This is a genomic window from Candidatus Nitrosocosmicus sp. T, from assembly GCF_054408485.1.
This window is the reverse complement of record NZ_CP166992.1, coordinates 746,417-768,977: the sequence shown is the minus strand read 5'-3', so window position 1 is coordinate 768,977 and position 22,561 is coordinate 746,417. Positions and strand designations below refer to the sequence as shown.

Sequence of the window (22,561 nt, the reverse complement as noted above, 5' to 3'; positions counted from 1 at the left end):
AGAATATTTAGGCTAAAAATCATTATCTGTACTCATCACCACAGTCTCCCACCATGTCAAACAAGTTGTTTGATTTTGAACATACGGTATCTATGGCATCATAATCTGACTTATCCAAACTGAAGTTGAATACTTGGACATTACTATTTCTATGATTAGATATCCCAAGCCTAGCACCGATAATTGCACCTGCAACTACAGGTTTCTCCAGGATATATCGAGTTGCTACATTTGCAATATTCACATTGTATTTTTGTGCAATTTCATCCAAAGTGGATAAAAGTTCTTGGAATAAGCTCCATCCGCCCCACTTATCTATCATCTTCTTGTACTTTCGTAAACTTAACGTATCTAGTTCAATTACAGATGGCTGTTGCGTTCTTCTTAAATATCGTTCTGATAGGAGGCCACCACACAGACTTCCATATGCAAGAAGTCTAATTTTATGCTCCTTACAAAAAGAAATCATCTTTACCTCAGGTCTACGATCTATAATCGAATATTGAATTTGGTTTGTTACAATTTGTAACCCTGAATCCATTATAAATTGCATACGTGTAGTATCAAAATTTGTAAGGCCTATATGCTTGACTATTCCTTCATCTCGAAGGTCTGACAAATATTTGAGAGCGGCGATGTAATAAGGATTATTATAATCCCACCAGTGAAATTGAAGTAAATCTAAAGAGTCAACACTCATTCTGTTTAGCGATTTCTGTATTTTTTCTTTAACGATTGGATATGTGATTTTTTCTGGTTGGGGTACCCATTTTGTTAATGCCTGAATTCTACCGAGTTCATCATTCCCTTTTATCTCACTTAATCTCCGTCGGAACTGTCCAATAAAATCTTCTGCAGGGCCATAGATATCCGCCATGTCCCAGCTAGTAAAGCCAGCTTCATGATATTTCATCATATCCTCAATTGCCAATTCATGATCGATATATCCATGTCCTCCTGCGACCTGCCACATGCCATTGATTATTCTATGAATTGTCAAATCAGGAGCTAGTTGGTAGTGGTGGCCTTGTTCACTTTTATTATTATTCATTCTCCATGTTTACTTTACATTTTGTATTACAAATATAAAGTACAAAAACCACAAATATTGTGATTCAAGTATATTTCTAGTTCACGAAACTAAAATCATAGTCATCTGTGCATAGTCGATATAAGACACCTCTTATTTTTTCCAAGTATAAACGTTCTAAAGCAATAAATAATATTGATATTATACTGTTAAGTATTTTTTTAGAAATATATTTAATTAATAGAAGGAAACTAAAATATCAAACTTCATATTTTTACAACAACAATAAGGCTAGTTTAGCGAAAAATTGCAAGAAATATTCCTTCTTTCGGATATAGTTTTATCAAGCAATGGGTAAATTCTTAGATTATTTATTCATGTATTTAGAAAATTTTTTAATTATTTCGACGCAGGACCTTCTAATCATTATCGCTTCAGTTTCACCGTTAATATATAATTATATACGCTCCTAATAGTATGGTGATTGGATCGGCTTCCTATCACTACGATATTATTTATTTCCTAAGAGAACATCTTTTGCTAACCCATATTCATATTCACTTAATAAATTCGAGTGACAGCTTTTACTATGACCAAGGCTATCTGAATATTCTAATGATTCCACACTAGATACTGGAACCATGCCGTCGTTGGGTTTTGGAAGGCTATTATATCCTCCTTGCTGAAGAGGAGAAAATAGTGATAGGTCGCAGTTTCCTGCATCAGGATTCCAATCACCTGCAATGGTATAATATTGAGTATTTTGATTCTCCTTTACTTTTGTATCAGGAGCTCCTGGTTTCAGATCGTATACTGCAGGTGCACATATATCATTATTTTCTGCTAATGGAGAACCGGCATTAGGAGTTCCAATCATTATTAAGTTGGCAACATCCTGAGTGTTATTGGCTAAATACATCCTTGCATCTAAACCGCCCTTACTGTGACCAACTATGTTTACTTTGTTTTGACCAGTCTGGTCTTTGACATTAACGAGTTGATCTGATAATTCTTTTGCATGTTCGGCAGCTGAACCACATTTATCATCAGTTTGCGTAAAAGTTATTGGGAATACTGGAATATTGTCTTTTTTTAACAAATCTTCCCACTTTTTCCATATGGAAGCATCTGATAAATAACCATGTATCAAAAGAACGGGCAATGGTCCGGTTACATTGCTACTTGTAGTAGCTGAAACTTGAACAAAAATTTGTTGCAGTGGTAGCAAACAAGCAATCATGCACATAGATGTTACTAACATTAAAGGTATTAATACTATAATTTTTAGACTGATTTTACTTTTCAAGTCAAGAATAGTGGCATATAATACCTTAAATAACCAATAGTATAATCTCCTTTTCTATGTAAATATATTTAGATAAAGCGATAATAAAAAATAACATTATTAATATTTTAGATCGAATTTAGCGATTGTATCGTTAATTCCCGGCGCGATTAGATAATTAATGGTCTTTTGAAAAATCAAATGCTTTGCCAAAAATATCATCACTATCATCTATCTTTAGACCATCTCCATAAACAACCCGCTGTACCTGATTTATGGTAAATCTACCCTTAAGATTTTTAATATCTCTGGGCCCCTCATCGCTGTTATTGCTCACCAACCTGTCTCTCAATTGTTGCTCTAACTGGCTGTAAATACTATCTTTAGTTATGTTTTTGTCTTTGGTCCTAACTATATCTATCAATTCATTAATAATGTTAATGTAATCTGATATCATAGTCGTAACTTTTTCGTCATATTTAGTCTTGTCATGAAACAATATATTTTGAACTCTATTGTTGATGGCATCGGGGTCCCATGGTGTTCTTTCTTCAATTTGGGGATATAGGTCACTTTGTACCAATAATTTCGATGCGATTGAAGTACTTCTCTCAGCGGGGTATTACTAGGATAAAAACCATCCATAAAGGATCGAAGCGACATTATTCCTTTGAGTATTTGATCATTTTCAACTTCTCCTGTTATAGCATTTAATGTAGGAAAATTAAGTCGTACATGTGAAGAGATTGTTGTAAGCAAATGTTCAATTCCAATCCCTTTGTCGTATCGCACTTGATGTCTTAGTTTGATATCATCATTACCATAAATTGATAACATTTTGGATTCCTTTTTGGGGTAACTATCAAATATTATTGTTGTAGTATCTTGTACATCAACAGTAACACCCAGTAATCTTGGTCGTCCTTCTGCAGGCTTTATTGGGAGTTCTTCATAGTCCCAGTATTTTTTAATGGTTTTGGTCAAAGAGTCATTATCATGCTTGAACAGATTGTTAAAAGGATTCATAAAGTGAAAATCGGGTTGATGTATGAGGTGATAAAACATTGTGAATTCCCATTGGAAGGTACGAGAATTGAAGCCATGAAAAAGATCTTCGAAATGATTCTTTCGACGCTAATTTTCAAGTCCGTCGGGCCACAAATACTGAAAAGATTGAAAATAAGGATTATTTCTAAAGTTATAAGAACATTCATCAAAGCTCTCAAATGCATTCATCCAAAAATCATTAAATCTATCTCTCAAAAATGATGAAGCATCTATAAAACCATGTAAAAAGGGGGCTTTCATAGAGCGCGGTATCAGCATAAATATCATTCCAAAACTCTTCTCTTTTGAAGCAGTTTCATTCAGCTTATCATACAGGGCCTTGCATGCCCCCACTTCATATACACCTAATGCACCCCTTATTGAAATACTAATGCCCGATGTGTTTGTGGTCGTTGTTGATGTGTCTCAACGTCAGCCTTTACTGGAGTTAACATGTTTATATACAGTACCATAATATTATTAAGCGATTGGTATTGTGTTACAATCAATAACAATTCTTTGGAAAGGATTATCCTCAGAATGGTGGTTGTTGTAAATATTCAAAAGAAAAATATTGGAATTATTAGCAAAGGAAGGACTCCATATCTAGTTATGATATATTAGTGCTAGTAAACAACATTTGCTGATATTTAAGAACAGTATTTTTATATATTTATTTTTTATCATGATTTTATAGTAGGACGTTTCTAGTACAAGATATTAATAATGGTACTAATAAATATTTGTAGATCTAACAATTCAATAATTTATTTGAGAATTACAAAGTTGAAGACATAATCTGCTTTGTGACACTTGCTATGAATGAGACAAAGAGGTTTATTTTAGAAGTCTCTAAAATATCTAACCCTCTACTATTTTTTGGAGTTCTACTAAGCGAGTTATAATGATTTCATTATCTTGAAGTTAATCAACAACATCACTCATAATTAATCAATATGGATATATGACAAGTCAGATATATATGGAGGATATTTTTATTCACACTGAAGGATCTGATAGTATATTAATCAAATCAGGTATTTTGGGATTTTAGAATACTGGAAATTCATGTAAAGAAGAACAGCTGAAACGAATTATTATCACAAAGAAGAGTTTGGCAAGAATGGCCTTATTGACGATTTAGTTGGATTTGAATCTGGATGATTTGATATCATTTGCAAAATCATAGCTATGTATTAACCTTTATTGCATAAATATTTTTGATGATACATCATTCACTATTACTGATATTGACAATATCGATCTTGATAAATACCCTTAATACAACTTATGCGCGTCAAAATATTTCTGAAGAAATTTATAGTATGTTCAGTAATTTAACACCGGGTTATCTAGGAGTTAAGAATTTCTCCTCCGAACATATTGGAGGATTTTCAATAAGTTCCATGCCAAAGATCAATATAAGTAATAGTTCGATAACGAATATCCACTAATCCGGTCAAAGATAGATGGGCCAGAAGGTATCTAAAACTTTAAAATACTAGCACATACATTATATTGATCATGGTTCAATAAATATTTCTTTGTCTATTACCTGTAAATATTTTAGCCATCACCAAACTCAAAAATACTCATATCGTTTCAATAATCTATTTCTCCTTTGGTTAAATCGCGCTAATATCAACATGAATTCTAGACATTGCATATTTAAATGATGACTCACTTAAATGTAGATAAATATTGTGTCAATTCATCTTTAAATGTAATAAAAATGCTAGAGATCTCTAATAATGAAAGTTTCAGAATTGGACTATGTTGAACAAGACCATGCATTTAGTTTTCTAAAAAGAGTAGCTGAATTGGTCAATGGTGACGTCCGAAAAAAGGTCCAATTTGAGAAGGTTTGGACAGAAATCGGATGGGACGATGATACCAATTTTCCTATGACAAAGATAGCGTTTAGAAATAGTATCCTACCAATTCTTGTTCAAGACAAACTACTTGGTTATGATAAAAAAGATGAATTAAACATCCTCTATGAGGGGATATACAGAGTTTCAGAATACTATCAGGTATCTTCAGAAACCTTTGGGATTTTATCTAGAAATGATCTGGAAAAGTATTCACAATCATTTCAAAGATTATTATTTGAATTGACACTCAATACAGATTTTGTAACGATTAGTAGTTTAAAAAAGCGGTATTCGCATAGATTAGGAGTTATACCAATAATTCAAATAATTGACTCACTTGAGCAGCAAGGACTAATAGTCAAACAGGAAATTAATGGTGACGACTCTATCTCCCTTGCAGAAAAATCCAGTGGCTCGCCTTCATCTCGCTAGTTAGCAATGATTTTTGACCCCATTTAATTAATAAAGAATTTGCATTTTGTTATTATCCTATTTTTAATGTTTGAATTGCCTTATCTATTATTGGTTGGAAATTAGCAAGGTCTACATCATTTACCATTTTGTTTGGGGAATATTCGCTAGATAATATCAATTGTAGGACGTAAATTGTATTAGGTGAATCATATTTGTAAGACTTTGTTGACTCATCATGACCAAAATCAATACCACCGGGTGCGGGCTCTTTATCCTTTGTTGAGCAATTCATTGTTGATATTTGAAATTGTTTATCGTTTATTGTAGCAGTTGAATTTTGTGTTAATTCTGTACACTTGGTCGAAAGAGAAGATGGTTCAGCATTAGATATAGATGATATTTGTCTTTCTCGCAGGTCTTCTCTGTCTTGTACAATTAGATTCATTATGGGTAGAGTTTCTTTGTTTGAAGGAGAATTTAGCTTTGTAAAAAATTCTTCGGTTGTATCAGGATGCATTGCGAGGATTATACCATTATCTCCGTTCATACCTTCTGTTGCAAACCATCCAGCAGGAATTTCAAATTCTGTTATACCATATTTAGGATTGCTATACTTTCCACTAATGTCTTGCCTAAATTCCGAATTATCTGGAAACGTATTAATGTTGCTGTTGCTATTGCTGTTATTGGCAGGAGGACTATCACTTGAAATCCTGGAAAGAGATATTTCATCTTGCGTATCAATATACATAATTCCGGGCAGATAACTTTCTTCTAATTTTATTTGATGATTTGATGCCACGGTGTCATATCTTGCAAATGACTGATTATTATCAATATTGCAAGATAGAACTCCAGTCACAAAAACTCCAATAAATATAATACAATAGGACTTGAAAGGATACTTCTTTAAAATGCAGACTTTTTTCATCAGTGGACAGTATTAATCTAATAATTATTTAAGATTGTCTATAAAGCAATGAAATCTAAATTCATTATTTTGAGTCGTAAAGTCATGGTATCGTCAATGATTTTTAGACAGGGCATTGAAGCTACTGATCTAGGACGGATATGTTATACGGCCAAATTTTAAATTTTGAAATTCTAATCATTTAAAGGGTATTATTCATCTATAAAAGAATAGGGATCCTGTATGGTTCTTACACAATAACAGACATGGGTTATTGCATCTGGGAACTGTCATCTCATTTACTGCTCAAAGTTATTAGACGGTATAAAAAATTTACAATAGTGGCTAAAACACCACAAAAATAGTTATACTATTGTATATTAGAACATAGATAGAATCCATGAAAGTAAAGCCAAATTATAACAAAAATGGAAATTATATATATCCACCTGGACCTCGGGAGATATTTCCTTACAATCTGGCTATAAAGTTCATATCCAATCCTTTACCAATACTAAAAGAAATCGTCAATAGTTACGGCGATATTTCTCATTTTAGATTGGGACCCAAATTACATGTATATCTCATAAATGATCCTTATCTTATTGAGAACATTCTAGTAAAACACAATCAATATTTTGTTAAAAGTCCAGGATTGCAGTTAGCAAAACGAGTAATTGGCAACGGATTAATAACAAATGAAGGCGAAAGTCACTCAAAACAAAGAAGAATAGTCCAGCAAGCATTTACCAAAGATAAGATAAAGATTTATGGAAACATAATAACAGAACATTGCATTGAATATGCAAATGCAAACTGGAAAGATGGAATGATAGTAAATATCCATAAAGAAATGACCAAATTAACACTTTCTATAATTAGTAAATTGCTATTTGGGAATAGTGTACTAACATTAAATGAGATCGATAAAATTAGTGATCATATTACACTAATTATTGAATATATTAACAAACTCAGGCTTCCATTTTTAAGGATTATTGAAAGACTGCCAATACCTCTAACCTTGGAATATAGGAAAGCGTTAAATCAACTAGATAATATAATTTATAGTAAAATTGATCTGCATCAGAAAAAAACACCTATTAATGAATGCAAGAAAATAAATAAATTGGAAATTAATGATACTAAGATAAGAAATCAAAATTATTCCCAGAAACTTCAGAGTGAATCAGATATTCTTTCTGTCCTTATTAGTTTAACTCACAATGAAGTAACCAATAAAAATGAACAATTATTGCTTGAGAAGGCCAAAGAACAGAAAGAAGAGATTTCAAGAACGACTGACAAACAGCTTAGAGATGAAGTAATGACGATTTTTTTAGCAGGTCATGAGACGACTGCTAACGCATTGACTTGGACTTTGTACCTTTTATCTTGTAATCCTAAAATAGAATCTAAAATTCTAGATGAAATTAACATCATAAATGATGAGAAAGAGGACGACGGCCGGTACAGGAAAATTATAACCTTTGAAGATTTATCAAAGTTAAAATATACAGAAAAAGTCTTGATGGAGTCGATGAGACTCTACCCTCCATCTTGGGCCATAGGTCGGCAGACGATACATGATTACTCTCTAAATGAAAAGTATACCATACCTTCTGGCTCAGTCATTATAATGAGTCAGTATCTAATGCATCATGATGTCAGGTACTTTTCAGATCCTGAAAAGTTTATTCCGGAAAGATGGTCTTCAAAATTTAAGGCCTCAATGCCAAGATTTAGCTATTTTCCGTTTGGAGGTGGTCCTAAATCATGCATAGGGGAGCCATTAGCTTGGGTTGAAGGCATCATTGTGTTAGCAAATGTTCTCAATAATTGGAAAATTACACTTGAGGAGGAAGATATTGCAAATATAAAACCACAGCCACTAGTAACACTTAGGCCAAAAAATGGTATAAGAATGAAAATATCAACTAGATCTGATACAAAGTCCAACAATGAATTTTAAAAGTAAATAATCACTGACATTGTACAGATTTATCTTTAATTCCATAGTGAAAAAAACCAAATATTTTCTAATTGCATCGCGAGGGCAGAGAATTCAACCATACAACCTCCACTTTATGTATTGTAATAAAACCATTGTCGCCTATTAATTGTATTAATGGTACTAACAAAGGTTCCATCTTTTCTTTCTCGCATACTGTTTCAATTATCATAGGTCTATCTATTATTAATCCTTCCGAAGGTACTGATGCGTAGCTTAAAAACACCCAACAAATCGTATGACTGGTGTTAGAACTTTAAAATTCCACATGCTGTTTAGATTTAGAAAGGTTAATTATCAAGGGCACAGATCTAAAGTTAGAATTATACAAGAGTATTAGTAAGAGCAACTATTCCAACTACAGCAGGTAATCAAATGGTCAAGGATCCCAACTTTTTAATGAATTTTGAGAAATCTATTAAAAAGTTTAATTATGAAATATCTTACTTTACCGAAATCGGTGGAAATAGGACTATGATCTTTGTTTTGGATTTACCAAGTACAGGTATTGTTCCTACTATTATAGAACCTTTATTCTAAGGATTTGAAGCCATATTGAAGTACATCAAGCAATGAACTTTGATGACGTAAAAAAGCCATTTCAAAATTGCAACAGTAACAAATCACAACGTTATTTTTTAGAATAAAACAGATTTGAACTTCCTCATCGTATACCAGACTGGTGCTAAATTAGTGTTAATCTAATTGAATTGAATGTTATTCCAATACTTTATATTTTACTGTACCTTCAGTACATCACCAGTCTTATATTATCCTAACGGAATGTCGTTACTAAGATAAAAGGCTAAGTCGATGGGTACTCATCTACTTAGGAAATACCGGACTAACAGTAGTAGCGTTTTCCACTGGTAGCGAGTTATTTGTCAGGGCCATATCAGAATTGGATTCGTTGCCTATAGTTGCTGGAAGGTCCGAAGTAGAAGGTGTCTGAGCGTTTACAAAAGTCGAAAATGGAGTTACGCCATTCACTAAAGCTATTGCGGTCATAATACTAATAACTGATATAATACTGATGATTTTCATGTTCCTGTATTATTATCATAGTATAAAATCAATATACAACAGTTAAAATACTTGTTATGTCGAGTCTACTGAAGATATTTATCAATATAATAATTGAACCTTTGATTTCGTTTATCAATGGTTTCTCTCAATAATTCTCATTTATATTAGGTAGATATATCATTTTTGTATTTGCATCTTATGGCAGCAATGATTAGTCTGACCTACAATAATTAATTGTTAAGATTGATCTAAAAAAAGTGGTTTTTGTTGTTTTGGGTATATTATTCTAGTTATTGTGTAGTTGAATTACCAGTCATACCGGTAGAATTATCCATACTCATGGTCATATTACCCATTTGATCCATTGGCATTGAGGAGTTATCCATTGTCATTGACATGTTATCTTGTGCAAAAGATGGTGTTACCATTGCTACTCCTGCAAATAAAGATGTTGCGGCTACGATACTTAAAACTACGAATACATTGAATTTATTCATGTACAATTAGCTTAAATCTTATGACATATAATGCTATTCATTTCTACTGAATTTTCCCTTCATAAATTGCGTTCTCAAAGTACAAAAAAGAATGTGTTTATTGAATGAGACTTTATTTTCTTGCTACCGTCAAAAGGTAACCTAGTCTTATACCATTCTCTACAACGTACGGATTTATTGCTCGTAGGAAATCATCTCTAAACAAATTGATTTGATTAGTACTGTGTTGATTCTTTAATAGTTGAATAGTTTTAAGTAATGGACCATATTTTGCACTCATAAACTCCCAAAAGTGATTTGGACTAAGAATGGGAAATAATGCTGTTCCTCTTTCAAAGTAGATTTCTGATATTCCATTTAATCTCTCTTTTACGACTTCGGGAATCCCCCAAAGTATTGGTGAAGGCGGTGTATCAGGATTTTTCGGTAGGTATTTACCATTTACTCTAAATATTGATCCAATGGCCAATTCGGGCGGCCATGTTGCAAATCCTATTCTACCACCTTTCTTTGTTACACGAATCATTTCTTTGCTGACAAGATCAGTTTGGGGTGCAAACATATGCCCAAAGGTTGAAAGGACAACATCAAATGATTCATCTTCAAATGGTAAGTTCTGGGCATTACCCTCTTTCCAAGTTATTCCATCCACCTGGGCTATTTTTGCTTCTTCTACTGCCAGATCCAATAGTTCAGATGTGATATCAATTCCAGTTGCATTTGCACCCTTTCTCCTAGCGGTAATTGCAGTGTTACCATTACCACATGCTACGTCAAGCACAGATTCTCCTGATTGGATGCCAATTGACCTGACCAAATGAGCAGAAATGGGTGGAAGCATTGTAGATATGCTACGGTAATCTCCCAGTTTCCAAACATTCTCAGCTTTAGTGTTCACAGATTTTTCTTTTTCACTTTCTTTATTTATAAGGCTCATAGTTTGATATCACGATATCATATTATATATAGTTTTCTATAGTTGATAGCGTGATATCACTTATAAGACACGACCAGGTAAATAAAGATATGACACGAAATTTGATAATTCGAGGCTTCGACGATGAGATTCATTCGCAATTGGGCAATCAATCGAAAAAGAAAGGTGTCTCCATCAATTCAATTGTAAAAGATGCCGTGGATCAGTGGCTAAAAAAACAGGATGAAATCCCAAAAAGACATCATTTACTTCTTTATGATAACGAAGAGTCTATCCAACACTTGATCAAGTCATTAGATAAGATGACTCGAGAAGACGAATGGTTCAAATGTTTTGCCCGTTCTTCAAATACTTTAATTACCGAAGCATTAGAAAAACTAGATTGGTTTGACGGAACGATAGTACAGTACAAACAATCTCAAAAAGATAAAATGAAACATATTAAAGACATATTGCAAAACATATCGCAGAATTCTAATAATAAAGAAATATGTTTGGTGGATTTTCTCATTAACGATATTGCAACTTCTTCAATTTCCGAAGCAATTTCTCTTGAAAAACAATATGATAAGAATAGACTAGAGGGTCTGGTATTTTGTGCCTACGAGATGACCAATCTTTTCAATGCATCTACATCAGAAATGATAGAGTTGTTTGAATCACACGACCAGGTGTTTATTCTCAATGATGATCAAATATTCAAGTTGCATTTGACTAAAGAGAGTATACATAAATTATTCTTAAGTTAATTATAAGAGATACGAAAAAGTAAACGAAATAAGCAAAGTTTTAAAATTAATATGTGAAAATCAAAAGAAGATGGAGAGAGGGAGATGGAGAGAGGGAGATGGAGAGAAAGAGTTCTGGTAGAGTAGAGATCAAATTTCTTCATTCTCATTGTATCAAGATAGATTTTCACAAATCTTTTTAATTCTGTGAGATTCAATTTCGCATGGTATAAAGGTTGGGTGAATATCAGGTTCCCTTTGATTTGTAGAAGTTGGAGGGAAATTTTGTTGTCCTGATTGATTGACTGTTATAGATAGAGTTAAGTCAGATCTAAAGTTATATTTTGTATGTCATTTACCTTAAATTCTACGGCTAAATTAAATAATGGAATTCAAATACCACGACTTGGACTGGGAGTTTATCAAATACCTCCGGGGAAATCGACTGTCAAAGCAGTCAAATACGCACTGGAAATTGGATACAAACACTTTGATACTGCTATGATTTATGGTAATGAATCAGATGTTGGCACAGCCTTAAAGGAAAGTGATGTAAAAAGAGAAGATATCTTTATCACTACAAAGGTCTGGAACAGCGATCAAGGATACGATTCCACTCTAAAGGCATATGAGTCTAGCGTTAAACGTCTTGGTCTATCTTATGTGGATCTCTATCTTATACATTGGCCAGTTCACGGAAAGATTATTGAAACATGGAAGGCAATGATTAAGCTACTAAATAGTGGAAAAGTCAGAGTAATTGGAGTAAGCAACTACTCCATCAACGAATTGAAAGAAACGATACACATCTCTGATGTTGTACCTGCCATTAATCAAGTGGAATTTCATCCATTCTTATATCAGAAAGATCTATTACAATTCTGTAAGCGCAATTTAATCCAGATAGAAGCTTATAGTCCATTGACAAGAGGCCTAAGGCTTGATGACCAGGATATAGTGAGAACTGCAAAAATATATGACAAAACCCCTGCACAAATACTGGTACGTTGGAGTTTACAACATGATTTAGTTGTTATTCCAAAATCTAGCCATGAGAAAAGAATTTTAGAAAACAGTCAGGTGTTTGACTTCCATATTAATCAAAAAGATATGGAAATTTTAGATTCATTGAATAAGAATTTGCATACAGTTACTTTGGATTAGCTATAGTTTCAATATGTCTATTTGTAGGGCTTTACCATTGGTTAGCATAAAATGTAAGTAGTTTTTAATTAGCAAAAGATAACATCTAAAAGAGCTGTTTTTTGTCAAAATAAAGATTGTATTGATATACAGACATTATTGACAATTATTGCAATCAAAAAGGGACATAATATTAAATCAGTTACTAGTTAGATTAATTTAGCATAGTTATAAACTGAAACGAAGTTACTAAGATAGATACCGGCTTTGTGGTACATGTGAAATAAATTAAATCCTTATACAGTTCTATTCAAGGATTAGGCAATAAAATAATCAAATACCATTATGGTTGAACGCCCTCAACAACCTGTATTTTGTTGAATTTCCCTTAGTAGTAGAAAGGTAAGAGTATAGTAATTCTCATAATTTAGGCTGCAGTAGTCGATCCTCTTGATTTTATGTTCAATATAGACCTTAAACTAGTGTATATAAGAACAACTTGTAATACATATCCACCAATAACCAGAATAATTGCATTTATTGGTTTAGAAAAGGTTATCATCAAATTAACATGTGGTGGAGCAAGGCTGTTTCCAATAATAACTAAGATAGATAACGGGATACATACATACAGCGCTTTATTGTATCCTCTCCACATAAAAACAAATAGTATGACAAATGATAATTCCAAAATAATTGCCCTATCAATAAATTTGGGATTCCCCAATGGGATTGCAATTAAACCTATTGCAACAATAGAAACTAAAACAATGAGCGTAGCACGATAAAAGGTGTCCATTTGATTCGTAACTATTTTCTTAATAAATATAAAAATATTGCCACGGATTATTCTAAGGCCGGTTCCATAGACTCAGAAATATTTCATACCATCATGCAATTAATCTACTCACATAATTAATCCATTTTTCTACCGAGATTAATGACTAAAATATAGCCGGGTAAAATAGTATGAAATTCCATACTAATCTATTTTTGGAGCTGTCTTAATTTTCATAACCTTGAAAATAAGTAAAATTCATCTAAAAAATGCATTACTCAAGTCATATTGATATATTCTACGAATACACCAAAAATTTTATAATCTCAATTTAATGTCAATACGACATAAATTAATGTATAATCTAATATTTGTAAGTTTAGTACTTTCAGCAAGTCTAGCCAGCCTTTCATTTATTGAATTTGTATACCCATCTCAGACTATCGAAGCTTCAAGATATGATGATGATATTAACACCACCTATGCTCACCAACCCACTACTACCATAAATAATCAAACCGAAGCAATGCTTCAACGAGGTAATATTGCAATGGGCTTTGAGCAAGAGAAAATAACTCATAAATTTATACCAACAGAAACTGGCGGCGAGATTATCATAAGGCCTATAAATGCGAGTGATCTAAACACACTAAATCTGATTAGAGAACATATCATCGATATTCAAAATGACTTTTCAAATGGTAATTTTACAAAGCCTTTTTTCATTCATGCTGAGCAAGTACCTGGAACAAATACAATGATTGAAAAAAAAGATTTAATCGAATATGATATCAGACAAATTAGCAATGGCTCCATTTTATCAATGATTACAAACGAGAAAGAAGTAATCAATGCAATTAGAGATTTTATGGAATATCAAGGTTCAGAACACTTGATGCATTAATTATTGATGGAAAAGTCTAGACAGGCAATCAAAAATTAATACTCTAGTCTATAAAAAATAAAGACTATAATGATACCTTGATAAAGGAACAAAATAATCGGGGAAATCGACAATTCACCATCCACCAACAACACCGTACCTAACAGTCATGTACGTTAGGACAAAATAATTGATCAGCTAGGTAAAATGTATTAAGCATTGTAGAAAAAAGGGGACAATATATCTAAAGAATTAGTATTAATAATTTACAGTTTTTATTATACAACTCAGTTTACCTTTTAGTGTCTTCGGACTGCTTATCAGTTTTTCTAATTTTTGCAAATACTAATGAGGCAAAGCCTCCTGCAAATCCTCCTGCAATAATACTGATTGGTTGGCCATATATGCTCCAAAATTCCTTGAACTGTTCATCAAAACTAAGCGGTGGTGTCACGGTAACTGTCAGATTCATCGATGGATTAGTTACATAGCCAAATGTGGGATATTTTTGGGAATCTTGAAGCTTGGAATTTATAAATCCACTCTGATTATGACTAGATGCAGGTTCCATAGATTCGATAATTGTTTCTAAAAATATCGAAGCAGTGAAGGGAACAGTATAGAACCCTATAGGTGTTTGAGTAGATACATCTATCTTAAATAATGGAGGTTGAATTCTTTCGATAGATACATGTAGGCCGCTAGATTTGAATTCTGAGCCGCCATCATTGCTGCCTTTATTAAAGCTGATATCAGTAACATTATTAGAAAAGGTTGAAAAGATATTGGCAGGAACTAGTTGTTGTATTCCTTGGCTTACCACTATATCCTTTGGAGATGTTACCATTGTCATAGCAGATGGAGGAATGCCGACCCAATCTGTAAAATCACTAACTTCATTTGTTTTGAAAGAATCTGTAGCGTAGAATAATATTCCGTATTCTCTGGGATTATCAGTCGAACTTAAATTTAAGTTAAGTTTAACATATCCTGGTCCTATAGTAGGACCACCAAAGAATTCAGTATAATTTGTTTTGGAATATAAAAGCACTTGACTGCCAGTTGAGGAAGGTTGATAAAGATATTCATTCCGTTTTCCGTTAACCGATTCAATATAATAATTGTAATCTGCCCCACTAAATCCAGTGTTTATATTATAACTAGCGATTTTAATAAGAATACCATAACTAATCTTTTTAAATGGTTGATCATAGATGGAAGCATTTTCCGAATCTGAGCCTAACCAAAGTGTGGCCTCCAAAGTTTTTCCATCACTAAGATAATTTACTTCCAATAGATCTCCATGATCGGATTTTAGACTAATGCTTTCGTTACCAAAAGTTTGCACCCAATCATTACTCTGGTCACTGAAGGCGGGGGGTTCAAAAGCAGGTGATACAGCAAAAATCGTGGGAAAGTAAATGGAAGAAATAAAGAAAATTAATATATATATATGACAATAGTAAAATTACAAGAACCAAGTAATAAAAAGGATTTTTTCATAGATTGCAAATTGTGTAATTTAGTTTCTATATATTGCAAATTATTACACATATAAATAGGGATTTATCTGGCTTCAAAGGAAATCGCATAAAAGACAGATACACATTCTCTAAGAAAAATCATACTTAAATATGGTTACTTTAGAGTATGGAATTCGCATTATTTGTTTTTGTGTTTTTTATCACATAAAACAGTTAAATGGTTTATTATTAACATCGGTAAAAAAGGCCATAGCAGTATCGTTTGTCTTATTCATTATCGTTATGATCCGCATAGCCAGTTGAATTATATATCTTGATTGTCAATAGAAAGTAAGAAAATTGTTGTAGATTGTCATTTCATTGCAAAAACATTAATAGTTCGAATTGTATATAATATGTATTGCCCCCCCATACTCCTAGAACATCATCTAATCGAGCAGATGATCGTAGCATAGCGATTATTGACGATGAAAAAGATTTGCTTTATGTATATAAAAAAGCATTAGAGTTACAGGGACTCAAAGTAGTTACATTTGTTGATTCTTCAGTAGCTTTAGATGAATTAAAAGAGCATCCTAAAAAATATCGGATAATCCTTGTAGATATCCGTATGCCCAAAGTTAATGGCTATCAATTGGTAAATGAAATCAAGTGCATTGATCCATTAATCAAGACAGTTTTGATATCTGCTTATGATATTTCTGAATTAGAGATATCAGATAAATTGAACAACGGTGTAAGAATTGACGAGGTCATGCATAAACCATTTTCATTAATTAAATTAATTAGTACCGTTAACACACTTTTGGAAAGATAATAAAAAGTCAGCGAAATCCATACATGAAATACCTGTTTTATTGTTGACAAATACTTTAGATCATAAAGTAGAATTACAATCGTACCACAACTCAACACAGTCCAATCTGTCTTTAAAAGTTGATTATGATATACTATGACAAATTCTTTTGTTAAATTACTTTTGACTAATTTATCAACTAATCTAACAGTGGTTCATCTATCATGTAATATCTCAACTATTTCTGACTATTTTTTTTCAGTCGCAGCTTTGGGTTATAATTATGTCTATCTCATAGGTATCACTTTATTTCTAATGGCCTTGTCAACTAATTCATATATCCTGGTATTTACCCATCCATACCAGTATATATCTACTTCTCAATTAACCAAATCGTCCTTTTAATTTCCGGCGTCTGTTTGTCTATACCTGTAGCATTATTCAGAAATGAGAAACTTGAACTATTTGTTATATTAAATTGGACAATTCCATGAAACAATTCGCCATGGTCATTAATCATTCCAATATCTGACGCAATCCAACTAATGTTCTGTCCGTTTTCAGATGTAATCACTCCTTTGGATGTGCTCTTGATTGTACCATCTGATACGTGAGTATTCACAAAGGTCATATTATTGGTTACATTACCCACGTTTTTCATAACTGCTTTTTCGATAGCATAATCTTCGCTTATTATAGGCGGGCCGGATGATAAATTTTTAGTTCCTAAAAAAACTCCCGAATATGCCTGATATATTGGAGCAGATAAGTTCAGAGAGTTTGTGGATAAAATATCGAAGTCGTGATCTGCAGTTTCATTTTCATTTTGATATTGTTGACTGAATACCTCTTTGTCAACTTGTAATAATATACTTACACTAAATAGTATCATAATAAACAATATTATAGATTGCATATCAATAACAATGAATACTGATATATTAAATTGCTTCTTGACCTTATCATAATCGAGGTGTTTTCTTTTTAAAATACCGAACAATACGAATAAACTCTTTAATTGTATAGTACATAGATACTAAACTAGATATCGAAATCAGTGAAAATCATGAGGATATCCACATGTGTTTATGAGATTTAATCATAAAATATTTATAGAATTGGTAGTATTGCCACCAGATGATACGCCACTGTTTTGGTTGGAGGTTTGTGGTTGAAGTATGTCTTAGTCCGATGAATTTCCACCGCTATCATTGCTGTCACCGCTATCATTGCTGTCACCGCTATCATTGCTGTCACCGCTATCATTGCTGTCACCGCTATCATTGCTGTCACCGCTATCATTGCTGTCACCGCTATCATTGCTGTCACCGCTACCTCCTTGTTGTGTTAATGCGTTACTTCCACTATTTACTTGGTTTTGGAAGTTTTCATTATCACAAGATACTATAGCGTCTTTACCAGAAACACATTGTGCGTTTTGGTTAGAGGTTTGTGATTGGCCTATGCCTTGGGTTGCAGAGTTACCGCTACCGCTACCACCACTTTGAGCTGCTGCGTTGTTTCCGCTATTTGCTTGATTTTGGGTACTGGTGTTGCTACATGAATTGCTTAAAGAGCCGCCTGCTACACATTGTGCGTTTTGGTTAGAGGTTTGTGATTGGCCTATGCCTTGGGTTGCAGAATTACCGCTACCGCTACCGCTACCGCTACCGCCTTGTTGTCCTACGGCATTACTACCAGTATTATTTTGGTTTTGAGTACTGGTGTTATTACATGAATCGGCTACGTTTCCGCCTGCTACACATTGTGCGTTTTGGTTAGAGGTTTGTGATTGGCCTATGCCTTGGGTTGCAGAGTTACCGCTACCGCTACCACCACTTTGAGCTGCTGCGTTGTTTCCGCTATTTGCTTGATTTTGGGTACTGGTGTTGCTACATGAATTGCTTAAAGAGCCGCCTGCTACACATTGTGCGTTTTGGTTAGAGGTTTGTGATTGGCCTATGCCTTGGGTTGCAGAATTACCGCTACCGCTACCGCTACCGCCTTGTTGTCCTACGGCATTACTACCAGTATTATTTTGGTTTTGAGTACTGGTGTTATTACATGAATCGGCTACGTTTCCGCCTGCTACACATTGTGCGTTTTGGTTAGAGGTTTGTGATTGGCCTATGCCTTGGGTTGCAGAGTTACCGCTACCGCTACCGCTACCACCACTTTGAGCTGCTGCGTTGTTTCCAGTGTTAGTTTGGCTTTGGTTGTTTGCGTTGTTTCCAGAATTGGTAGTATTGCCACCAGATGATACGCCACTGTTTTGGTTGGAGGTTTGTGATTGGCCTATGCCTTGGGTTGCAGAGTTACCGCTACCGCTACCGCTACCACCACTTTGAGCTGCTGCGTTGTTTCCAGTGTTAGTTTGGCTTTGGTTGTTTGCGTTGTTTCCAGAATTGGTAGTATTGCCACCAGATGATACGCCACTGTTTTGGTTGGAGGTTTGTGATTGGCCTATTCCTTGGGTTGCAGAGTTACCGCTACCGCTACCGCTACCACCACTTTGAGCTGCTGCGTTGTTTCCAGTGTTAGTTTGGCTTTGGTTGTTTGCGTTGTTTCCAGAATTGGTAGTATTGCCACCAGATGATACGCCACTGTTTTGGTTGGAGGTTTGTGATTGGCCTATTCCTTGGGTTGCAGAGTTACCGCTACCGCTACCGCTACCGCTACCACCACTTTGAGCTGCTGCGTTGTTTCCGCTATTTGCTTGATTTTGGTTATTTGTATTGTTACACGAAAAAAGTGTACCGTTTCCCGATACACAAACACCGAGTTGAAGTGTAGATTGTGATTGGCCTATGCCCTGATTAGCTGTATTGGTTGTAGCAAATACATTCATGGTCATTGATGTGGGACCTAAAAGTAAAATGAATGATATTGTAACTATAACTATAGATATAGTATTTAAATTAATAATGATACTCATTCAGCACTTATTACGAGTATGGCTATATAAAGCCATGTATATAATTATTAATTCAATTAGTAATTGTATGTATTTTCTTTTGTTATATTTCAGACTTATTCCTAAAATCGTCCTTATAGATAGAATTAGTATATAACTCCAATCAAAAAGAGTAAGGTTTAGGAACTAAGATATTTAGTTTCAAGATAGGTAACAAAGTAATCCGGATTATAGCCTTCATTTAGACTATTATCAAGTAGTATCTTCGGGGCATAAGCAGAACCATATTGGTGTATTTTTACTCTCAACCATTCTCTAATAGGATCAAAATTACCTCTCTTGATGTCTTCTTCATAGTTCTCTAGATCTTTGTGCATCTTTGAAGCAATGATCGCTGAAATCAAGTTTCCCAGAGTGTAAGTCGGGAAGTAGCCAAAGAGGCCGCTACTCCAATGTGTATCTTGCAGCACTCCCTCTGAATCCTTAGTTGGTCTCACTCCAAGCAGCTGTTCCATTCTATCATTCCAAAACTCAGGAATCTCAGAGACACTAAGCTTATCTCCAAATATTTTTTTCTCTATCTCATATCTTATTGCGATGTGTAAATTGTAAGTAACTTCATCAGCGTCAACTCGTATATAATCGGCCTTGACATTATTGAAATAAAGGTACAATTCGTCATCTGTAGTTTGGTTTGCGAAATTTACTTGTTTTCTAATCAAAGGACCTATCAATTGAACAAAAGGTAAACTTCTGCACAGAATGTTCTCCCAAAACCTTGACTGAGATTCGTGGAGTGCAAGTGAAGATCCGCCTTCAATAGGAGTAAAAGACAATGACTGATCGCATTGTAGATTATACAAGGCATGACCAGCTTCATGAATAGTACTAAATATTGACTTTTTGAAATCAGTGCCTTCATAGCGAGTAGTTATTCTGATGTCGTTAAGGCCCATAGTCTCGGTGAAAGGATGAGTGGATATATCCATTCTGAAGCGTTTCATGTCGTATTGAAGAAGAGTCAAAATATCATGATTGAGCTCATCCACTTTGTTGGCATCATACTTTGATTTTTCAAGTTTGTTTTCTTTGCAGAACGGGCTGCTTGAATCTACGAGTTTTTTTAGAATCTTCTGAATACGAGGAGTTAATACACTAAATACCTTATCCAAGTCATCTACAGTAAGTTGCTCTTCGAATGTATCTAACAGCGCATTATATGGATGCTTTTGATATCCCCACTTCGCAGCGATTTGCTTCTTTATTTCTATCATTTTCTCCAAGTGAGGTTCATACTTTTTGAAATCAGATTTTGCCCTCGCTTCCCTCCATGCCATGTTTCCTCTAATTCTTACCAGAGATTCTGCTTCAGTCAACTCTTTGGGTATCTTGACCTGTTTCGTTATCTCCCTGTCGAGTACTCGTATAATACCCTTTTCAAAGTCATCAAGGCTTCCCTGTTTCTTAGCCGACTCAATAAGAGCAATAAAATCTTTCTTTAGCAGAAGATCCTTGTGCAGCATGTGAAGCTGAGAATCAGCCATTCCCCTTTCTTCCGTTCCGTCTTTAGGCATATAAGTCTCAAAGTCCCATCCCATCAGAGAGATAGCATGTTTGAGCGACCAAATGGGCTTATAAGCTTCGACAATTTGATTCATGACAGGGTTCTCGCATCTCATTTTGTCGTATCTCTCAAGAACTCAATCACATCGGTCAATTAATCCTTGCTAGAGATGACTGCATCTTGAGACTAAAATGGAAGGTGAAGTAAGAGAACCTAATGTGGATAAGATCAATATTATATCAATTGTCAGGTTTTCGATTCAACAGAGTCTACAGTTACCGCAATCGGTATCTGGTTCTGTTTTCATCATTCAATACCACATCATTAAAGCTATCGTTGTTATCTAAAACTAATCTAACTAGACTTGTTATATCACTTTAGTTGAACGCATATTATTTTAATGCTAGTACTAATTTGTTGCACTACTATTTACTAAAAATTGATACTGCAGTGGAACTTGCAAATCTGTTATGTCATTGTCCATTGTTGTTATTTCAATATCTATTTCATACGCACCTGCCTCTGAAAATAATGGACCATTAACAGTTATTTTACCAGAAGGATCTGGAACAAAAGCATTAGTCAGTAAATCAAATGTTCCACCTACCCCAATTTGTGAGGATGGTGCATTTTTAGTCAAAATTGTTAATTCTCCAAGATGTGAATGAAAAAATTCAGACATTTTGGTTTGATCTTCTTTGCTCACTGTTACCCTGTACGTAACATGCTGGATCTTTTCTCCAGAATTTTTATTGGTCAAATGCATATCGATTTGGGCAGCCTTACCAGCAATCAAATCTTTAGGTTCTGTGGTAAAATTCATTATTATATTTCTGTCTCCAATTGTGGCTAGAGGAGGTGGAGCTCCATGGTGTTGAGCATTAGCGTGAAAATACGGTAAAGAAAAGATAGAAAAAACTAACAGAGCAGAACCAAAGATCAGAATTGAATCTATTCCCTTATTCAAACTCGGTGATAATATCTCTATAACAAATTTATAAGTTTTAGGCTATCAACTGCGTTATAATATTCGGAATTAAAGGTAGCAAAGTTATCAATATATAATCAAAAAAAATTCAAACATTGTCGCCTTCTAAACTCAAACTGATTTTACCTGCTTGATTAATTTATAATTAACATTTTTGGAATATAAAATCAAAGTCTTTGAATGTTACAATGTCGATTGACATAATTAAGAATATCTTTCAAAGTATATCTTCATGCGTCTGCGCAATTATAC

The 22,561-nt window shown here is 33.9% G+C and carries 22 protein-coding genes; 7 read left to right on the top strand and 15 right to left on the bottom strand.

All coding sequences use genetic code 11. The features are described 5' to 3' along the window. Positions 1-22 precede the first annotated feature (22 nt). From AB0A59_RS04005 to AB0A59_RS03985, 5 genes are all read right to left on the bottom strand, one after another. Positions 23-1,051: an aldo/keto reductase gene (locus AB0A59_RS04005; RefSeq protein ID WP_458746686.1), complete on the bottom strand. Its 1,029-nt coding sequence runs from the start codon at positions 1,049-1,051 to the stop codon at positions 23-25. A 490-nt stretch (positions 1,052-1,541) separates the two neighbouring features. Continuing rightward, a complete protein-coding gene (locus AB0A59_RS04000; RefSeq protein ID WP_458746684.1) occupies positions 1,542-2,258 on the bottom strand; it encodes an esterase/lipase family protein in 717 nt (238 codons plus the stop codon). Positions 2,259-2,493: 235 nt separating this feature from the next. Next, a complete protein-coding gene (locus AB0A59_RS03995) occupies positions 2,494-2,772 on the bottom strand; it encodes a hypothetical protein (protein ID WP_458746682.1) in 279 nt (92 codons plus the stop codon). Continuing rightward, the gene (locus tag AB0A59_RS03990) at positions 2,769-3,341 is read right to left on the bottom strand and encodes a hypothetical protein (RefSeq protein WP_458746681.1); all 573 of its coding nucleotides are present in this window, start codon (positions 3,339-3,341) and stop codon (positions 2,769-2,771) included. Before AB0A59_RS03990 ends, AB0A59_RS03995 begins: the two co-directional genes overlap by 4 nt. Positions 3,342-3,449: 108 nt before the next feature. Next, positions 3,450-3,716, bottom strand: coding sequence for a hypothetical protein (locus tag AB0A59_RS03985; RefSeq protein ID WP_458746679.1), 267 nt, complete (start codon positions 3,714-3,716; stop codon positions 3,450-3,452). A gap of 1,397 nt (positions 3,717-5,113) precedes the next feature. Between AB0A59_RS03985 and AB0A59_RS03980 the strand changes: the two genes are divergently transcribed. After that, complete coding sequence (locus AB0A59_RS03980) at positions 5,114-5,668, top strand: hypothetical protein (RefSeq protein ID WP_458746677.1); 555 nt, start codon at positions 5,114-5,116, stop codon at positions 5,666-5,668. Positions 5,669-5,720: 52 nt separating this feature from the next. Here AB0A59_RS03980 and AB0A59_RS03975 read toward each other — a convergent pair whose 3' ends face one another. Continuing rightward, complete coding sequence (locus tag AB0A59_RS03975) at positions 5,721-6,512, bottom strand: hypothetical protein (RefSeq protein ID WP_458746675.1); 792 nt, start codon at positions 6,510-6,512, stop codon at positions 5,721-5,723. A 448-nt stretch (positions 6,513-6,960) separates the two neighbouring features. On the opposite strand from AB0A59_RS03975, the gene AB0A59_RS03970 reads away from it, so the two are divergent. Together AB0A59_RS03970 and AB0A59_RS03965 are read left to right on the top strand one after the other, a co-directional pair. Then, positions 6,961-8,532 (top strand): cytochrome P450, encoded by a 1,572-nt coding sequence (locus tag AB0A59_RS03970; protein ID WP_458746673.1) that lies wholly within the window; start codon positions 6,961-6,963, stop codon positions 8,530-8,532. Positions 8,533-8,946: 414 nt separating this feature from the next. Then, positions 8,947-9,111: a hypothetical protein gene (locus tag AB0A59_RS03965; protein ID WP_458746671.1), complete on the top strand. Its 165-nt coding sequence runs from the start codon at positions 8,947-8,949 to the stop codon at positions 9,109-9,111. Between the two features lie 285 nt (positions 9,112-9,396). On the opposite strand, the gene AB0A59_RS03960 is transcribed toward AB0A59_RS03965, so the two are convergent. From AB0A59_RS03960 to AB0A59_RS03950, 3 genes are all read right to left on the bottom strand, one after another. After that, entirely contained in the window at positions 9,397-9,615 is a 219-nt protein-coding gene (locus AB0A59_RS03960; RefSeq protein ID WP_458746669.1) for a hypothetical protein, read from the bottom strand. Between the two features lie 272 nt (positions 9,616-9,887). Beyond that, entirely contained in the window at positions 9,888-10,094 is a 207-nt protein-coding gene (locus AB0A59_RS03955; RefSeq protein ID WP_458746667.1) for a hypothetical protein, read from the bottom strand. 112 nt (positions 10,095-10,206) lie between these two features. Continuing rightward, complete coding sequence (locus AB0A59_RS03950) at positions 10,207-11,031, bottom strand: class I SAM-dependent methyltransferase (protein ID WP_458746666.1); 825 nt, start codon at positions 11,029-11,031, stop codon at positions 10,207-10,209. Positions 11,032-11,081: 50 nt separating this feature from the next. On the opposite strand from AB0A59_RS03950, the gene AB0A59_RS03945 reads away from it, so the two are divergent. Both AB0A59_RS03945 and AB0A59_RS03940 read left to right on the top strand, forming a co-directional pair. Beyond that, positions 11,082-11,780 carry a plasmid partition protein ParG gene (locus AB0A59_RS03945; protein WP_458746357.1) on the top strand — a complete coding sequence of 233 codons (699 nt, stop codon included), beginning with the start codon at positions 11,082-11,084 and terminating at the stop codon, positions 11,778-11,780. A 327-nt stretch (positions 11,781-12,107) separates the two neighbouring features. Then, positions 12,108-12,923 (top strand): aldo/keto reductase, encoded by an 816-nt coding sequence (locus tag AB0A59_RS03940; protein WP_458746664.1) that lies wholly within the window; start codon positions 12,108-12,110, stop codon positions 12,921-12,923. 406 nt (positions 12,924-13,329) lie between these two features. On the opposite strand, the gene AB0A59_RS03935 is transcribed toward AB0A59_RS03940, so the two are convergent. After that, complete coding sequence (locus AB0A59_RS03935; RefSeq protein ID WP_458746663.1) at positions 13,330-13,701, bottom strand: hypothetical protein; 372 nt, start codon at positions 13,699-13,701, stop codon at positions 13,330-13,332. Between the two features lie 334 nt (positions 13,702-14,035). On the opposite strand from AB0A59_RS03935, the gene AB0A59_RS03930 reads away from it, so the two are divergent. Further along, entirely contained in the window at positions 14,036-14,584 is a 549-nt protein-coding gene (locus AB0A59_RS03930) for a hypothetical protein (protein WP_458746661.1), read from the top strand. 271 nt (positions 14,585-14,855) lie between these two features. On the opposite strand, the gene AB0A59_RS03925 is transcribed toward AB0A59_RS03930, so the two are convergent. Beyond that, positions 14,856-15,911, bottom strand: coding sequence for a hypothetical protein (locus tag AB0A59_RS03925; protein WP_458746659.1), 1,056 nt, complete (start codon positions 15,909-15,911; stop codon positions 14,856-14,858). Between the two features lie 536 nt (positions 15,912-16,447). Between AB0A59_RS03925 and AB0A59_RS03920 the strand changes: the two genes are divergently transcribed. After that, complete coding sequence (locus AB0A59_RS03920) at positions 16,448-16,864, top strand: response regulator (protein ID WP_458746657.1); 417 nt, start codon at positions 16,448-16,450, stop codon at positions 16,862-16,864. A 352-nt stretch (positions 16,865-17,216) separates the two neighbouring features. Here the strand turns inward: AB0A59_RS03920 and AB0A59_RS03915 are convergent, their stop codons facing one another. From AB0A59_RS03915 to AB0A59_RS03900, 4 genes are all read right to left on the bottom strand, one after another. Beyond that, entirely contained in the window at positions 17,217-17,759 is a 543-nt protein-coding gene (locus AB0A59_RS03915; protein ID WP_458746655.1) for a hypothetical protein, read from the bottom strand. A gap of 267 nt (positions 17,760-18,026) precedes the next feature. Continuing rightward, on the bottom strand, positions 18,027-19,778 hold the full coding sequence (locus AB0A59_RS03910; protein ID WP_458746653.1) for a hypothetical protein: 1,752 nt from the start codon (positions 19,776-19,778) through the stop codon (positions 18,027-18,029). A gap of 158 nt (positions 19,779-19,936) precedes the next feature. Next, the gene (locus AB0A59_RS03905) at positions 19,937-21,436 is read right to left on the bottom strand and encodes a carboxypeptidase M32 (protein WP_458746651.1); all 1,500 of its coding nucleotides are present in this window, start codon (positions 21,434-21,436) and stop codon (positions 19,937-19,939) included. A 294-nt stretch (positions 21,437-21,730) separates the two neighbouring features. After that, positions 21,731-22,288 carry a hypothetical protein gene (locus AB0A59_RS03900; protein WP_458746649.1) on the bottom strand — a complete coding sequence of 186 codons (558 nt, stop codon included), beginning with the start codon at positions 22,286-22,288 and terminating at the stop codon, positions 21,731-21,733. Positions 22,289-22,561 lie beyond the last annotated feature (273 nt).